The organism is Acinetobacter pittii ATCC 19004 = CIP 70.29, assembly GCF_000369045.1.
GTDB classification, from domain to species: Bacteria; Pseudomonadota; Gammaproteobacteria; order Pseudomonadales; family Moraxellaceae; genus Acinetobacter; species Acinetobacter pittii.
The window spans coordinates 412351-429098 of sequence record NZ_KB849797.1; the positions used below are offsets into that span (position 1 = coordinate 412351).

Sequence of the window (16748 nt, forward strand, 5' to 3'; positions counted from 1 at the left end):
GGTTAGGATGAAATAAATAGATTTCGTCCTGACCGAATCATGAGTATTGTTGAACGTCCAAGTTATACATCTAAAGATGTCGAAGTAACATCACGTGAATCTCTATTCCGTGGTTTTATTCAAGTTGAAAAAGTCAGCCTTCGACATCGTCTATTTAATCAATCTGAATATACTCATGTATTGCAGCGTGAACTCGTTCATCGGCCTGAAGCAGCTGGTGTACTACTCTACAACGATCAAAAACAACAGTTTGCACTGATTGAACAGTTCCGTGTTGGGGCTTTAGACGATCCTCAATCACCGTGGCAGCTGGAAATAATTGCAGGCGTGTTAGATGGTGACGAATCACCAGAAAGTTGTATTCGAAGAGAGAGCCTTGAAGAATCAGGTTGCGAAGTTCAAGATCTAGAGCATCTATTTAGCTTTTACCCGTCAGCTGGTGCTTGCTCAGAGTTATTTCATCTCTATGTTGCCCAAACCAATTTACCCGCTGAAGGGGGTGTTTTTGGCGTAGATGATGAGGGTGAAAATATTCAACTACACTTATTTAATTATAGTGAAATCCAGACTCTACTCGACAGCGGACGTTTAAGAAATGCTCCTGTCATTATGGCATTACAATGGCTGGCCCAACACAGCAAAACGATAATAAACCCGAAGAGGTAGGACGGTGACTTTTCAAGTCTCAACACTTTCACAAAAAGACCATGTCATTATACAAATTACCGATACCCACCTATTGGAGTATCCGCACTTAGAATTTGTGGGTATAAATCCTGAAGAAAGCTTTCATGCGATTATTCAACAGATACTTAATAAACATCCTGAAACTGATGCAATTATCCATACTGGGGACCTAGCTCAGGCACCAACGCCTATTACCTACAAACGTTATATTCAATATATGCAAACGCTTGGTCTGCCCTTTTTTCAGACCTTAGGTAATCATGACAATGTTGACCATTTCCCATTGCATAAAGAGAATCATCAGGAACCTGTAGTTATTTGCTTAGGAAACTGGCGGGTTATTTTATTAAATAGTGCGGTTAAAGGTCATATTGATGGGCATCTATCAGCAGAACAGCTAGACAGCTTAACGAATTTACTTGAAGAGTATGCAGATAACCCGATTTTGCTGGCTTGTCATCACCATCCTTTTGCCATGAAGTCAAAATGGATTGATCATCACAAGTTACAAAATTCTAATGCCTTGCTTACTACCTTGGCTCCATTTAAAAATGTAAAAGCTTTAGTCTGCGGGCATGTTCATCAGGACTCAATAAACACTTGGCAAGGGATCGAATTTTTCTCTACACCCTCAACAAGTGTGCAGTTTAAACCCTTTAGCAATGATTTTGCTTTAGATCAAAATGCTCCCGGCTATCGTTACATTCGTCTAAAAAACGATGGTAGTTTTGAAACCGAAGTCTTCCGTCTTGAAAATTTTCAAGGCCATATAAACACTGATATTTCAGGCTATTAGCCCTATTTCTTATATGCTTATATATAATTATGACTGGGGTAAACACGTTTTGAAAATATTTACGGGTCGGAATGACTATCATCTTGCAGGAAAAATCTATATGATGACGACCCGATGGGAAAATCCCATCGATGGTTTTCTATAAAAACACTTGCATATCACCATATTTTTTGCGTATAGATAATACGTGTATGATGAGGAATGCCCTATTATGGCGAATGACAACCACAACCAAGTTTTGGATGAACATACAGAAGTTGTAGTGGAAGGTGACAAAGCTTCTGCAAAACGTGCACGTAAAGTGAAACCTAAAACTTCTGACATAGGCACAACTGCAAGTTTATTTGGTATTGCACCTTATCAACCTAAGAAAAATGAAGAGTACATGTCTGAAGGACAGCTCGAGCATTTCCGACAAATTCTGCAAGCATGGAAAGCTGAATTAATGTCTGAAGTTGATCGTACTTTAAATACGATGCAAGACGAATCAACTGCACTGCCAGATGTAAACGACCGTGCTACCCAAGAAGAAGAATTTGCAATTGAATTACGTACACGTGACCGTGAACGTAAGTTAATTCGTAAAATCGAACAATCTATGGAAGCCATTAAGAATGAAGACTACGGTTTCTGTGAAACTTGTGGTATTGAAATCGGCTTACGTCGTTTAGAAGCACGTCCAACTGCAACTTTATGTATTGATTGCAAAACTTTGGCAGAAATCAAAGAGAAGCAAAATAACGGTTAATTGTGACTGTTGATAATTCTCCAGCCGAGCACAACTCGGCTGTTGTGCAGCAGTTAAATCGCCTGCCAGAAAAGCATAGCTTTTCTCTTGCGCAGCGGCGGAACAATGTTCCGCTTAATCGCTGCTCATACTCAGGTCGGTTTGCGCCATCGCCAACCGGCCCTTTGCATTTTGGATCACTCATTACTGCTGTTGCTAGCTATTGCGATGCAAAAGCCCATCAAGGCAAATGGCTCGTTCGTGTCGAAGATACAGATATCCCTCGTATTTATCCCGGCAGTGAAGAGCATATTCTCACATCACTTGAAGCCTTCCAGTTCGAACCCGATGCAGAGATCATCTTTCAAAAAAATCGTTTAGACATTTATGAAAGCGTATTAGACCAGCTCAAAAAAGAAGGTCTTATCTATGCATGTCAATGTACCCGCAAAATGCTTGGTTCAAATGCAATCTATGCAGGTACTTGCCGCGATCTCAATCTTGATTTTCAAGGTCAAGCGATTCGGGTAAAAGTTCAAGATCAGCAGATCTGTTTTGATGACCGATTACAAGGACATCATTGCTCCAATCTACAACACGATCTTGGAGATTTTGTTCTTAAGCGCCGTGATGGGATTATTAACTATCAACTTGCAGTCGTTGTGGATGATTATCTACAAGACATTACCCATGTCGTTCGAGGCGCAGACTTATTAGATAACACCGAACGTCAGATTTGGCTAGGTCAGCTTCTAGGTTATCCTCAACTAAGCTATATGCACCTACCCCTTGCAATGAATGACCAAGGGCAAAAGCTCTCTAAACAAAATCTAGCTCAAGCACTCGATTTATCAAAAGCACCTGAATTACTTCAAAAAGCGATACTAGCCTTGGGACAACCCAACGTTGATTTAGATCAACCTAGACTGATGCTCAAACAGGCTGTAGCACAGTGGAATGTTGATTTGATTCCCCATATGCAAGAACTCAGCGGAACATATCTATAAATAATAAAAAAGCCCGATATCAAATCGGACTTTTTAAACTTCTAAATACTCAATTAGAAGTTCGATTCTTCTCGTTCTGGGTTGACTTCTTGTGTTGATGCATCAATCTTTAAGATTAAGCTAATCATCGCAGCACACATCATTAAAGACGTACCACCATAACTAATGAATGGCAAAGTCAAACCTTTCGTCGGCATTAAACCCATATTCATGCCCGCATTTACTAAAATCTGGAGCAAGAAAATAATACTAATGCCGTAAGCTAAATAGCCTGCGCGAAGGTAATGATGTTTCAAGGCACGGTGACCAATTTTGATACAACATGCCAGCATCAAGAAAGACAAGCCAATAACAATAGAAATACCCACAAAGCCAAACTCTTCACCTAGCACTGCCAACATAAAGTCAGTATGCGCTTCAGGTAAATAAGATAGTTTTTGTACACTATGCCCTAAGCCTGTACCAAACCATTCACCACGGCCAAAAGCCATTAATGCATTTGATAACTGATAACCTACCCCTAATGGATCTGCCCATGGGTCAGTAAACGAAATCAAACGCTGGAAACGGTATGGTTCAAATAAGATCAAAAACACTATACCCGTGACAATCGCACCAAGCATGATTAAGAACTGAGTTGGCGGCGCGCCCGCTAAAAAGAACACACCAACCATCATCATGACAATAACGACGGTTGCCCCTAAGTCAGGCTCAGCAATAATTAAACCGACCGTGATTGCCATAACCCCACTTAAACGCAATAAACCTTTCCAATGAGTACGAACCTCTTTGGCACGGCGCACAACGTAGTCTGCGGTAAAGATTGCCATCATGACTTTGGCAACCTCGGTTGGCTGTAAGGTAAAGCCACCAATCTTAATCCAACGTGTAGAACCGTTCACTTCTGAACCTACCACCAAAGCAGCAAGCAGCAGAACCATGGTTAATAACCACAGCGGGAAGGTATTTTTAAACCACGTATTCAGTGATATTCGATAGGTCAAATAAGCCACTACACCCGCAGCGACAATCGAAATACCATGACGAATCACATAATGAAACGGGTTTTCATGCATATATTCAGCATAGGGCATCGAAGCAGACGCCACCATCACTGAACCGATACACAACAATGCAACGACACAGAAAATCAAGACATTACGTGGCGTCACTTCCGCTGGCCACTTAGGCAATATCCGTTCATACCAATGATTGATTTTCTGGATTGTGGTCTGAGCTAAGCCTGCCATACTACATTCCTAATCATGTTTTCTTTAAACCAACGAATTGACGCAGGCAACAAACTGCTGACCACGGTCATTATAACTTTTAAACATATCAAAACTTGCACATGCTGGTGATAACAACACCACATCTTCGGCCTGTGTTTCACGTTGAGACAGCTCTACAGCTTCTTTAAGCGTTGCTGCATGTAAAATTTTGGTTGCACCTTGAATTGCTTGTTCAATCACCGGAGCATCCTCACCAATCAATACCACAACTTTGGCATATTTTTCGATAGAAGAACGTAATGGGCCAAAATCCTGACCTTTACCTTGCCCACCTAAAATCAAGGCAACCTTACCTTTTTTCACTTCAATTGCAGCGCCTAAACCATCAATCGCTGCAAGCGTAGCGCCAACGTTGGTGCCTTTGGAATCATTGTAATAACGTACATCATGCACAGTCTTTACATATTCACAGCGATGCTCTAACCCTTTAAATTGTTTTAAGGTTTCAAGCATAGATTCCATAGGCAGGCCTATTGCCTCTCCTAATGCGAGACAAGCTAAAGCATTTGCTACGTTATGCATGCCTTGAATATATAAATCTGAGCTTTTAATTAAACGCTGTAAACCACGCGCAAGCCAAAGCGTGCCATCACCATCTCTTAAAACACCATATTGATTTAAATCTGGTGCATTTAAACCAAAGCTTTGCATTGGTGTGGTATCTGGAACAAGAGGACGACTTAAAGCGTCATCACGGTTAAATACTACTTTTTTAACACCTTGGAAAATACGGTGTTTTGCTTGATGGTAACCCAACATATTGCCGTGACGATCTAAGTGGTCTTCACTCATATTGAGAACCACAGCAACTTCAGCATTTAAGTGAGACGTGGTTTCTAGCTGAAAACTTGATAGCTCAAGTACAATTAATTCAGGTTGATCTTTTAATAAATCTAGAGCTGGGCGTCCAAGATTGCCACCCACAGCAACTTTCTTACCCGCATCTTTAGCCATTAAGCCAATTAAAGTCGTTACTGTACTTTTAGCATTAGAACCAGTGATCGCCACAATAGGCATATCGGTTGCACGGCGTAATAATTGAATATCACCTACCACAGAAATACCTTTAGCAATAGCTGCCTGAATTTCCGGTAATTGCGGTGCAAGGCCTGGGCTTAAAATAATTTCTTCTGCTTGTAATAATAATTCTTGGTCAAGCTGACCGAAACTGGTTTTAACGCCAGCTGGGATCTGATCATGCCCTGGTGGCGTGGGGCGAGAATCTGTTACTGCAACTTGGTAGCCTTGTTCATGCAGGAAATTTACAGCAGAAACGCCTGATATTCCCAAGCCTGCTACAACTTTTAACCCACCACGTTGTATTAACATTTTTGCCCCACAATTTATCAATCGACAGAATGGCAAAAATGTTAGCACTTTGCTGTTTTGAATGCTTTTTCAGTTTGAACTTTATTCATCTTTTTTTGTGTCAGTGCGTAAAAAAGCCATCAATGTGATGGCTTTTTAAACGAAACAAGAAATACTAAATTTATTGCCATTTAATCGGCTTAATTTCTTGAACTGTATTGGTAGGTTTATCTTCGCTTGAACAACCACAACCGCCAGCACAACCAAAGGCCATTTTTGGTTTAAGCCATTTTGCCAAGGTTACCCAACCTTGCTTTTCGCAAAATGCAGAGAGTGAAGAAAAGACTGAATTTGATGTTTTTGGAAATACTTTCTTAAAAACAACGAGAGCACTCCAAATCACTAAAACCGCAATAATCAGATATTGAACCATATACAACCTCCTTTATTGCTTTAGCCCCAGTAGTGGGAAGCAATTTGATAGGTAACAAACGATGCAAAATAAGCTAAACCAAACAGATATGCAGTCATAGCTGCAACATGTTTCCATGAACCTGTTTCGCGACGTACCGTTGCCAGTGTTGCCAAACAATGTGGAGCATAAATGAACCACACTAAAAGTGATAAACCTGTTGCCAAAGACCAACCCGTTCCATCTGCACTAATCAGATGTGACAAACCTTGTGCCACAGCATCATCATCTGTTGCAGACAAGGCATAAACTGTACCCAATGCCGCGACAACCACTTCACGAGCAGCCATAGCTGGGATTAAGGCGATACAGATTTGCCAGTTAAAACCAACTGGAGCAAATAAAGGTTGGATAAGATGTCCGAGCATACCTGCAAAACTATAATCTATGGCAGGTAATGTCGCCCCTTCTGGTGGCTGCGGGAAAGTACACAAGAACCAGAGCAAAATAGAGAGCGCAAAAATGATTCCACCGACGCGTTTCAAGAAGATCTTTGCACGATCCAATAAACCGATTCCCACACTTTTTAAATCAGGGAAACGATAACTTGGTAGCTCTAGCAGTAAAGCATGCTGCGACTTATCTTTTTGCAAAAACTTCATTAAAAATGAAACGCAAAGCGCACTCACAATACCAGCCATATACAGACCAAAAAGCACTAAACCTTGTAGGTTAAAAATACCCCAGACCATTTTCTCTGGAATGAAGGCAGCAATGAGCAAGGCATAGACGGGTAAACGTGCCGAACAAGTCATTAAAGGCGCAACCATAATGGTCGTAAAACGATCACGAGGGTCACTAATACTACGCGTTGCCATAATTCCCGGTACTGCACAAGCAAAGCTCGAAAGTAAAGGAATAAAGGCACGGCCACTTAAACCAGCTTGGAACATTAATTTATCAAGCAAGAATGCTGCACGCGGTAAATAGCCTGATTCTTCGAGTACTAAAATAAAGAAGAACAAGATCAAAATTTGTGGCAAGAACACAACTACGCCACCCGCGCCTGCAATAATTCCGTCAACAACCAAACTATGCAGTAGTGGTTGGGTAATCACAGTTCCCACTACCTCACCAAGCCAGCCGAAGAAGCCTTCAATACCATCCATGAATGGAGCTGCCCATGCAAACACTGCTTGGAACACAATAAACATCATGATGGCAAGGCTAAGTAGGCCTAAAACCGGATGTAAGAAAATTCGATCTAGAAAATCAGTACGCTTATCTCCCTGATCAACATAATGAACTACATCTTTAAAAATCATATCGATTTTTTGATGATGAGTTCCAGTTAAACCACTTAGTTCGGTTTGTGGCACACTGTATTTTTCTTGATCAAGGGCATGTAATAAATTTTCAATACCCGCATTACGGACGGCAACTGTTTCAACAACTGGTACACCCAAACGTTGAGACAACTTTTGAGTATTAATTTGGATGCCACGACGACGCGCTTCATCCATCATATTCAGTACAAGTAAAATCGGACGACCCAACTCGATCATTTCGAGTACCAGTCCTAAATGCAATTTTAAGTTAGTGGCATCAACCACACATAAAAAGGCATCTTGCTGCCCTTCTTCTGCAATCTTACCCAAACACACGTCACGGGTAATTACTTCATCAGGACTGGTGGCATTAAGGCTATATGTACCCGGCAAATCAAGTACGCGCACTGCTCGGCCTGAAGGCAACTGAAAATGACCAACCTTACGCTCGACCGTTACACCAGCATAGTTTGCAACTTTTTGTCGAGTTCCAGTTAAATGGTTAAAAAGAGAGGTTTTACCACAGTTAGGGTTTCCCACAAGGGCAATACGTAACGCATCACTCATGCGGGTACTCCTTCTTCTACTTGAATTTCAATTTTTTCCGCTTCTGCTTTACGTAAAGCGAAACGAGTAAAGCCAATTTGGATTAAGATCGGATCACCACCAAAAATACCTTTGGTAATCACTTCCACTCGTGTGCCCGGTACAAAGCCCAGACTTTCCAAACGAATTGCGACCAAATCTTGCTGCTCGGACTCTAGTTCTATCCGATTCACTTTGGTGATGGTCGCCGCTTGCTTCACTTTTAAAGCTGATAAACGCACCGCATCCGATCCTAAACCTTTTTTAATAGTATACATATAAATGAGAATAATTACCAAATAAGGTTAAATTTCACTTCTTATCTAGTTTAATCGACAAACCTTAAAGTTTCTTTTACAGTACAGAAGTTTAGAGGATCTAGTGTATGTTGAATAAAAAACCGCGTATTCCAAGCCCTGTTCAAATTCCTGAACATTTGAGCTTTTTACAAGGTTTTCGTGACTATCTCGTTGCTCAGACGGTAAGTCCACATACACGTAATGCTTATTTATCCGACCTTATTCAATGCAGTGAACTTCATAAAAAATTAGCTCTTCCGGAGTGGACAAGTGATGATATCGCTGATGTTTTGATTGAGTTGACTAAAGCTGGAAAAAGCCCACGCTCGATTGCTCGTTGCTTATCTGCCCTACGCCAGTTTTACAAATTTTTACGTGAACAGAAATTACGAAGCGATAATCCTGTAGCAACCCATCATTCTCCCAAAATTGGCAGAGCCTTACCCAAAGATCTATCAGAAGAAGATGTCGAAGCACTGATTCAGGCTCCTGATATTGATACGGCACTGGGTTTACGTGATCGGGCAATGTTTGAAGTCCTTTATGCATGTGGTTTACGTGTTTCAGAACTGCTGAACTTATGCCTAGAACTTATTAACTTAAAACAAGGCTATTTAAGAATTACTGGTAAAGGTAATAAAGAGCGTTTGGTCCCGCTAGGGCAATTTGCTTGTGAATGGGTGGAACGCTACTTGCAGGATGCTCGGCCTCAACTCTATAAAAGCTCTACTGACTATCTCTTTTTAACTCAACACGGCGGAATTATGAGCCGTCAGAACTTCTGGTATGCCATTAAGCGTTACGCCTTACAAGCCAATATTCAAGCTGAACTCTCACCTCACACCTTACGTCACGCCTTTGCAACACACCTGCTCAATCACGGCGCCGATTTACGCGTAGTACAAATGTTATTGGGCCATAGTGACTTATCAACTACTCAAATCTATACCCATGTGGCACAAGTAAGAATGCAACAATTGCATGAAAAACATCATCCTAGAGGTTAAAAAATTTAAAACTTATTATTTGAAATACATCCAACAATCAATTGATTTTGTTCACAAAGGTTAAGAAAGTTTTAACAATACACACTAGATTTTTTGTTATGCTTAGCAGCTTCTGACTATAAATACTGATGAAATAAGGGTTATCTATGTCTTTTACCCGATCTCAAATTTTTCTTGCCTGTGCTTTGGCTTCTAGCCTGTTATTCAGTGCTTGTTCTAAAGAAAACAAACCACAAAAAGAAGATGCGCTCACTGCGACCGCACCTGCTACTGGGGAAGCTTCAACCATCATTGAACGCAATGCTAAACAGCGTTTAATTGAAACTTTGCAAAAACAATTTAAGAATGCAAACATCAACGCCAAAATTTTAGATATCAAACCTACTGAAGTGCCTAACTTATATTGGGTAAATCTCGAAGGAATGACGTCGATTTATACAACCAGTGATGGCAAATACCTGATTCAAGGTGATGTCATTCGTTTAGGCGGTAAAGAACTGCATAATATTGGCGATAATCTTCAAGCTTCAGAAAATAAAAAGCATCTTGCTGCTTTAAAAAATGAAGATTTGATCGTCTACCCAGCTAAAGGTGGTAAGGCTAAACATGTGATTTATGTGTTTACCGATGCAAGTTGTCCTTATTGCCACAAATTACATGAGCATTTACCTGAAATTAATGAAAAAGGTATTGAGGTACGCTATATCGCTTGGCCACGCGGTGAACAATTTATGCCGACTATGGAAGCTGTATGGTGTAGTGCAGATCGTAAAGCTGCCTTTAACCAAGCAGTACAAGGTATCAATATCCCACCTGCTCAATGTAAAAACCCTGTTCGTGAACAATATCAACTTGGCTTAAACATGGGTGTAAATGGAACACCGGCTATTTATAATGTTGATGGCGAATACTTAGGTGGATACCTAACACCAGATGAATTAATTAAACGTCTGGATAAATAACATCCTTTAAGCTGATGAATGATTAATCATCTATCTCTTTTAAAAAGCGCTGCTCTGATTGCAGCGCTTTGTTTTTCCAATAATTAATATTTAAACAACCTCTGTTTAAAGACTGATCTACTCTTCTTTTCCAAACATCGCACTCTAATTCATTGAACAGGCACTAAAAGCGCTAGAGTCTGGCGTTTTTTTTAGCTATGATCTAGCTTCAACTAAATGATTAAATGATGAATGGAGTGTGACGTGAAACCAGTTCGCCTGGCAATACTCGGTCTAGGAACCGTAGGTGGAGGAGCCCTTAAACTACTACAAGAAAATGCCGCTGAAATTAAACGTCGCACCGGTCGAGAAATTCAAATTACCCACGTTGGAACACGCCGCCCTCGTCCAGATCTTGAATTGGAAGGGATTAAACAAAGCGCCGATTTACTTGACATCGTTCGTCAACCAGACGTTGATGTAGTTGTAGAAGTTATGGGTGGGATCCACCCTGCTTACGAAGTTATCATGGAAGCAATCAAACACGGCAAACAAGTCGTGACTGCAAACAAAGCGTTACTCGCTGAACATGGCAATGAATTATTTAAAGCAGCAGAAGACAATGCTGTGCAAATTGCTTATGAAGCAGCAGTTGCTGGCGGTATTCCAATTATTAAAGTGATCCGTGAAGGTCTTGCTGCAAACCATATCGAATGGTTGGCTGGCATTATTAATGGTACAGGTAACTTTATTCTGACTGAAATGCGTGAGAAAGGTCGTGCATTTGATGATGTATTAAAAGAAGCTCAAGAACTCGGTTATGCAGAAGCAGACCCAACTTTTGACGTTGAAGGTATTGATGCTGCGCATAAACTTACCATTTTAGCGTCTTGTGCGTTTGGTATTCCTCTTCAATTTGATAAGGTTTATACCGAAGGCATCAGCAAAATCACTGCGCAAGATGTGAAATATGCAGAAGATCTTGGTTTCCGTATTAAACATCTCGGTATTGCACGTCGTGCTGAAAAAGGTATTGAGTTACGTGTTCACCCAACGCTCATTCCAGATGAACAGCTGATTGCGAATGTAAACGGCGTTAAAAATGCTGTGTTAGTTCAGGCAAATGCCGTAGGTCCAACACTCTATTACGGCGCGGGTGCAGGCGCAGGTCCTACAGCTTCTGCGGTTGTTGCCGATGTTATTGATATTGTTCGTGACATCTCTTATACCGAAGACGGCGCAGGAACAATTCCTCAGTTGGCTTTTGAAGCATTAACCAATGTGCCAATTTTAAGCCGTGAAGAAATGACCACAGGTTATTACATTCGCTTAAATGCAGAAGACCAAACTGGCGTACTTGCAGATGTAACTACCATCTTAAGTCGCGCTGGAATTAGTATTGATGCAATCATGCAACAATCTCGCTTGAAAGATCTTATTCCAATCGTGATTCTGACCGATCCAATCGTTGAATCAAAAATGGATGATGCTCTTGCACAAATCCAAGCATTACCTGCAATTCGTGGCGAAATCGTAAGAATTCGTTTAGAATCGCTCGATAGTTAATCAGGTTGAGGGAAAGATTCCCTCTCCCGCTTCACCTCTAATTGGAACACCATCATGTCTAATGCCAATCGTTATACTGGTCTTGTAGATCGTTATCGTGACCGTTTGCCAGTTTCGGCAACTACTCGTGCTATCTCTTTGGGTGAAGGCAACACCCCACTCATTAAACTTGAGAATATTCCACGTATTATTGGCAAAGATGTTGAAATTTATGTGAAATACGAGGGTTTAAACCCAACTGGTTCATTTAAAGACCGTGGTATGACCATGGCTGTAACCAAAGCGGTTGAAGAAGGCTCTAAAGCGATTATCTGTGCATCTACTGGTAACACTTCTGCTGCTGCTGCTGCCTATGCTGCACGTGCAGGTATCAAAGCATTCGTTTTGATTCCAGAAGGCAAAATTGCGATGGGTAAAATGGCACAAGCGATGATGTATGGTGCGATCACTATGCAAATTCGTGGTAACTTCGATGATGGTATGCGTCTTGTAAAAGAAGTTGCTGATCAAGCGCCTGTAACGATTGTAAACTCAATCAACCCTTACCGTTTGCAAGGTCAAAAGACTATTGCTTATGAAATCGTTGAAGCTTTAGGCCGCGCACCTGATTACCACTGCTTACCTGTAGGTAACGCAGGTAATATCACCGCTCACTGGATGGGTTATACCGAAGCTGTAGCAAACCAGCCTGCTGATCAGTTTGAACAAGTGATTTATGATGCTGCTACTGATCAATTCACTGGTCCAAAACCAGAAGGTTTACCGACTATGGTGGGTTACCAAGCTTCTGGCGCAGCTCCATTCTTACGTGGCGCTCCAGTTGAAAGCCCTGAAACTGTTGCAACTGCAATCCGTATTGGTAATCCACAAAGCTGGAACCATGCAAAAGCTGTAGTACGTGACTCTAAAGGCTGGTTTGATGAACTTCAAGACAGCGAAATTTTAGAAGCTCAACGCTTACTTTCTATGTATGAAGGCGTATTTGTTGAGCCAGCGTCTGCTGCTTCTATCGGCGGTGCGATCCGTGATATTAAAGCGGGTAAAATTGCTGAAGGTTCTGTCATTGTATGTACAGTAACTGGTAATGGCTTGAAAGATCCTGACACTGCAATCAAACAATGTGCTGATGCAGTTATGTTGTCAATTGATGCAACAATGGACCAAGTAAAAGATTCGATTTTATCTAATATGTAAGATCTGATTTTTAAAAAAACGGCTGTATAAACAGCCGTTTTTTTATGTCTTTTTTATAGCCATAAAAAACGCTTCTATCAAGAAGCGTTTTTAGAATATTGAACTTAAATACGTTTTGGTAAATTACTTAACCAACCCAATAAGTTAGTTGCATCATTATTACGTGCCTGTGTACTTGGCTCACCCAGTAATACAATGACTGCCGGACGTGAGTTTACAGTCGTGTGCATTACAACACAGCGACCTGCTTCATTAATATATCCAGTTTTAGACAAGTTAATATTCCAACCACCATTACGCACTAGAGCATTGGTATTATTAGATTTCAACACGCGATAACCCAAGTTAAAATCATAAGTCGGTGTGGTTGAGAATTGACGAATCAAGCCATATTGAGAAGCTGTACTTACCAAAATTCCTAAGTCACGTGCTGAAGACACATTACGCGGATCTAAACCAGTTGACTCATAATAGTGAGTCGAACTCATACCCAAGGCACGAGCCTTAGCATTCATTGCAGCGACGAATGCAGGACGCCCACCCGGATAAGTACGCGCTAAAGCTGCTGCTGCTGGGTTTTCTGACTTCATTAGAGCGAACAGAAGAACTTCTGCACGGTTCATCTTGTCACCAACACGTAAGGTTGAACTTGAGTTTTTACCACCTGCACCAGCAAAATCAATTTGCTCAAGTGTAATTTCTTCTGACATGTTTAAACGGGCATCTGCCGTTACAACCGCTGTCATCACCTTTGTAATAGATGCAATTGGCACAGAAGCGTTAGTATTTTTACTGTAGAGCACTTCACCAGTTTGCGCGTCCATCACAAGTGCAGCTCGAGCGCTTACACTCGGCTGGGCATTATAACCAGACGTATCACGGATTGGAGCAATCTTCGGTGCAGATGCTACAATTTTCGGTGCACTACCACCACGCAAAGTTGTGGTTACCGATGTTGAACCTTGCGGAGTAGGTTCGTCATCTTCATCATTTAAAAATTGGCTAGCATCAGCTGAAGACCAATTTAAGCTTGCAGTACCACTATTCCCTGAGGACGGGTTATTGACGAGTTCTGCAAAGCTTGTTGAACTCAAACTAAGCAAAATAGACATGCTTAGCACATGCATTAAAGACTTTTTAGAATTTTTCACGGCACAATACTCGACTCAGGGTGATACACATTTGCGCTTACTATAATTATGCCTTACATTTGAGGTATAAGGTATAACGCTTTTACCGACACAATTGTGCACAACTATTCGCTCACTATATAAGAATAGGATTGCTAATTTTGTCATTCCATTGCAAGCTAATTTTGCTTTATGTAACAAAAAACTTGTTTTTTGAAAGAAAGGAGGTCTTCTTGATTACAGTTTTAGTTGTGGATGACCATGAACTTGTACGTACAGGTATCTGCCGTATGTTAGAAGATCATGCCGATGTAGAGGTCATTGGACAAGCCGAATCGGGTGAAGAAGCAATTGCTATTGTTCGTCAGAAACATCCTCAAGTTGTGCTACTTGATGTCAATATGCCTGGCATCGGTGGAGTAGAAACAACACGTCGTTTACTGCAAACCGCACCAGATACAAAAGTGATTGCAGTCAGTGGCTTAGCAGAAGAACCTTACCCTTCTCTTTTGCTTAAAGCAGGAGCTAAAGGCTACATCACCAAAGGTGCTCCAATTACCGAAATGGTTCGGGCGATTAATAAAGTGATGCAAGGCGGCAAATACTTTAGTGCCGATATTGCTGAGCAATTAGCAAGTTCTTATTTATCCGATACGCAGCAATCACCTTTTGATTCTCTCTCTGAACGAGAAATGCAAGTTGCAATGATGGTTGTAAATTGTATTAGCGCTCAAGAAATTGCAGACAAACTTTTTGTAAGTGTTAAAACAGTGAATACTTACCGCTACCGTATTTTTGAAAAGCTAGCCATTGATAGTGATGTTAAACTAACCCATCTCGCGATTCGCTACGGTCTGATCAAGCCTTAATCAGACTTACATGCAATTTCCCCTAAACTCATCCTTGTCCCATACGATATTTCGTTTGGGCACGTGGTATGGTTTATATCGCCTTATTATTGCGGTTAGCCTGAATATTATTTTGGTTTTAACCGATGCTCAAATCGACAATAGTCTACAACAACCCACTTTATATTCTTACACACTACTCGGCTATTCGCTCTTAAGCCTTCTTCAACTTTTATGTTTTAAGTTTATTGCAACTCAGGCAACAAGGCAGCTCATTTTATTTTTTGTAGTTGATATTATCTGTCTGAGTTTACTTACATTTTCAGTAGGCGAACCCAATCTTCAACTCAGCTTGCTCTATGTTATTGCCATATTTACTTCGGCTATTTTACTTAGCGCAAGAATGTCGTTGCTCATTACATTACTTGCAGTCATTGCGGTTATTTACCAACGCTTCGTTGGCAGTTTATTTGACTACAATAATTTAAATACGATTGGTAATAGCGCTTTATTGGCCTTCTTGTTTTTTGTAGTACACGGAATCGGGCAAATTGCGGTCCAGCGCTTTAAATTACTTGAAGCACTAACTTTCCATCAATCAATAGAACTCTATCAACTACAAAATATTAACCGCTATATCTTGGAACAAATTGAAGAGGGCTATTTAGTTCTAGATGAAAACTACGACATTGTTTTAAGTAATCCAGCCGCCTGCTCTCTTTTAGGAATTCCACCTCAATTTGCCAGTGAAAAATATCCCTTAGCAAAATGGCATGCTGACTTATTTGAAATATTAAAGTTTGATAATTTAAAAGAAGGTGATCGATTTATTTTTGAGTCCCGACTGTCGGCTTATTCTATTAATATTAAAGTGCAACATCTTTTGGTGCCGCAACAAGCATTAACACTACTCATCTTACAAGATGCGCAGCAGATTAATCAGCAAGCTCAACAACTCAAACTTGCCGCTTTAGGACAACTCTCAGCAAGTATTGCACATGAGATCCGTAATCCTCTTGCAGCCATTGTTCAAGCAAATGAATTACTCAAAGACAGTGATGTGGAACAGCAAAATACTTTACGCAATATGATTGGCAAGCAAACGAAACGCATTGATAGTATTGTTCAAGACACCTTAGGACTTGCCCGCAGTGAAAGAACGTATCCCATCCAGATCGAATTAAACAACTTCATAAAAACATTATTAGATGAAGATTTATCTGATGTTAAACATGCAATCCAGCTTAAAAGTTCTGATTTATCCTTAAAGCTATTGTTTGATGAAAAGCAACTCAGACAAGTGCTAATTAATCTTGTTAGGAATGCTCTACGACACAATGCACCCGATTCACCCTATGTTCTGATCAATATCCATTCACAAACAAATAAAATTTATATTGATGTGATCGATTACGGTGAAGGTGTTTCAAAACGTGATATATCTCAATTATTTAAACCATTTTTTAGTACCGAAATTAATGGAACTGGTTTAGGATTATATTTGTCTCATAGTTTTTGTGAGGCAAACCATGCAAAGCTCACTTATGTAGAGCAAAAACAAGGGGCATGCTTCAGAATAGAATGTCCAATAATATATTGATTTTTTTATTAGGTTTTTGGG

General features: G+C 40.6%; 16 protein-coding genes. 10 read left to right on the top strand and 6 right to left on the bottom strand.

The features are described 5' to 3' along the window. Positions 1-39 precede the first annotated feature (39 nt). From aspP to gluQRS, 4 genes are all read left to right on the top strand, one after another. Positions 40-666 (top strand): NUDIX domain-containing protein, encoded by a 627-nt coding sequence (gene aspP, locus F928_RS20580; RefSeq protein WP_005079441.1) that lies wholly within the window; start codon positions 40-42, stop codon positions 664-666. A 4-nt stretch (positions 667-670) separates the two neighbouring features. Further along, positions 671-1483 carry a 3',5'-cyclic-AMP phosphodiesterase gene (cpdA, locus tag F928_RS20585; protein WP_005079443.1) on the top strand — a complete coding sequence of 271 codons (813 nt, stop codon included), beginning with the start codon at positions 671-673 and terminating at the stop codon, positions 1481-1483. A gap of 211 nt (positions 1484-1694) precedes the next feature. Beyond that, positions 1695-2231, top strand: coding sequence for an RNA polymerase-binding protein DksA (gene dksA / locus F928_RS20590; RefSeq protein WP_002121205.1), 537 nt, complete (start codon positions 1695-1697; stop codon positions 2229-2231). 2 nt (positions 2232-2233) lie between these two features. After that, positions 2234-3217 (top strand): tRNA glutamyl-Q(34) synthetase GluQRS, encoded by a 984-nt coding sequence (gluQRS, locus tag F928_RS20595; protein WP_005079445.1) that lies wholly within the window; start codon positions 2234-2236, stop codon positions 3215-3217. A gap of 53 nt (positions 3218-3270) precedes the next feature. On the opposite strand, the gene ftsW is transcribed toward gluQRS, so the two are convergent. The 5 genes from ftsW to feoA all read right to left on the bottom strand — a co-directional run bounded on the left by ftsW (position 3271) and on the right by feoA (position 8384). Then, positions 3271-4467: a putative lipid II flippase FtsW gene (gene ftsW, locus F928_RS20600; protein WP_005079447.1), complete on the bottom strand. Its 1197-nt coding sequence runs from the start codon at positions 4465-4467 to the stop codon at positions 3271-3273. A 24-nt stretch (positions 4468-4491) separates the two neighbouring features. Then, positions 4492-5838, bottom strand: a complete 1347-nt coding sequence (gene murD, locus F928_RS20605) for a UDP-N-acetylmuramoyl-L-alanine--D-glutamate ligase (RefSeq protein ID WP_005079449.1) — start codon at positions 5836-5838, stop codon at positions 4492-4494. A gap of 160 nt (positions 5839-5998) precedes the next feature. Continuing rightward, complete coding sequence (locus tag F928_RS20610; protein WP_005079452.1) at positions 5999-6250, bottom strand: DUF6587 family protein; 252 nt, start codon at positions 6248-6250, stop codon at positions 5999-6001. Positions 6251-6270: 20 nt separating this feature from the next. Further along, a complete protein-coding gene (gene feoB / locus F928_RS20615; protein ID WP_005079453.1) occupies positions 6271-8124 on the bottom strand; it encodes a ferrous iron transporter B in 1854 nt (617 codons plus the stop codon). Further along, the gene (gene feoA, locus F928_RS20620; RefSeq protein WP_002121198.1) at positions 8121-8384 is read right to left on the bottom strand and encodes a FeoA family protein; all 264 of its coding nucleotides are present in this window, start codon (positions 8382-8384) and stop codon (positions 8121-8123) included. The genes feoB and feoA overlap by 4 nt, the downstream gene beginning before the upstream one ends. A gap of 143 nt (positions 8385-8527) precedes the next feature. Here feoA and xerD point away from each other — a divergent pair, with 143 nt between their 5' ends. From xerD to thrC, 4 genes are all read left to right on the top strand, one after another. After that, positions 8528-9448 (top strand): site-specific tyrosine recombinase XerD, encoded by a 921-nt coding sequence (xerD, locus tag F928_RS20625; RefSeq protein WP_005079456.1) that lies wholly within the window; start codon positions 8528-8530, stop codon positions 9446-9448. Positions 9449-9594: 146 nt separating this feature from the next. After that, positions 9595-10410, top strand: coding sequence for a DsbC family protein (locus F928_RS20630; protein ID WP_005079459.1), 816 nt, complete (start codon positions 9595-9597; stop codon positions 10408-10410). Between the two features lie 243 nt (positions 10411-10653). Beyond that, positions 10654-11955 (top strand): homoserine dehydrogenase, encoded by a 1302-nt coding sequence (gene hom / locus F928_RS20635; RefSeq protein ID WP_002121263.1) that lies wholly within the window; start codon positions 10654-10656, stop codon positions 11953-11955. A 54-nt stretch (positions 11956-12009) separates the two neighbouring features. Further along, on the top strand, positions 12010-13149 hold the full coding sequence (gene thrC, locus F928_RS20640) for a threonine synthase (RefSeq protein WP_002048893.1): 1140 nt from the start codon (positions 12010-12012) through the stop codon (positions 13147-13149). 104 nt (positions 13150-13253) lie between these two features. Here thrC and pbpG read toward each other — a convergent pair whose 3' ends face one another. Then, positions 13254-14300, bottom strand: coding sequence for a D-alanyl-D-alanine endopeptidase PBP7/8 (pbpG, locus tag F928_RS20645; protein ID WP_005065720.1), 1047 nt, complete (start codon positions 14298-14300; stop codon positions 13254-13256). Between the two features lie 212 nt (positions 14301-14512). Here pbpG and gacA point away from each other — a divergent pair, with 212 nt between their 5' ends. Next, a complete protein-coding gene (gene gacA / locus F928_RS20650) occupies positions 14513-15148 on the top strand; it encodes a response regulator transcription factor GacA (protein ID WP_002121174.1) in 636 nt (211 codons plus the stop codon). A 10-nt stretch (positions 15149-15158) separates the two neighbouring features. Next, positions 15159-16727: a sensor histidine kinase gene (pilS, locus tag F928_RS20655; RefSeq protein WP_005079470.1), complete on the top strand. Its 1569-nt coding sequence runs from the start codon at positions 15159-15161 to the stop codon at positions 16725-16727. Positions 16728-16748 lie beyond the last annotated feature (21 nt).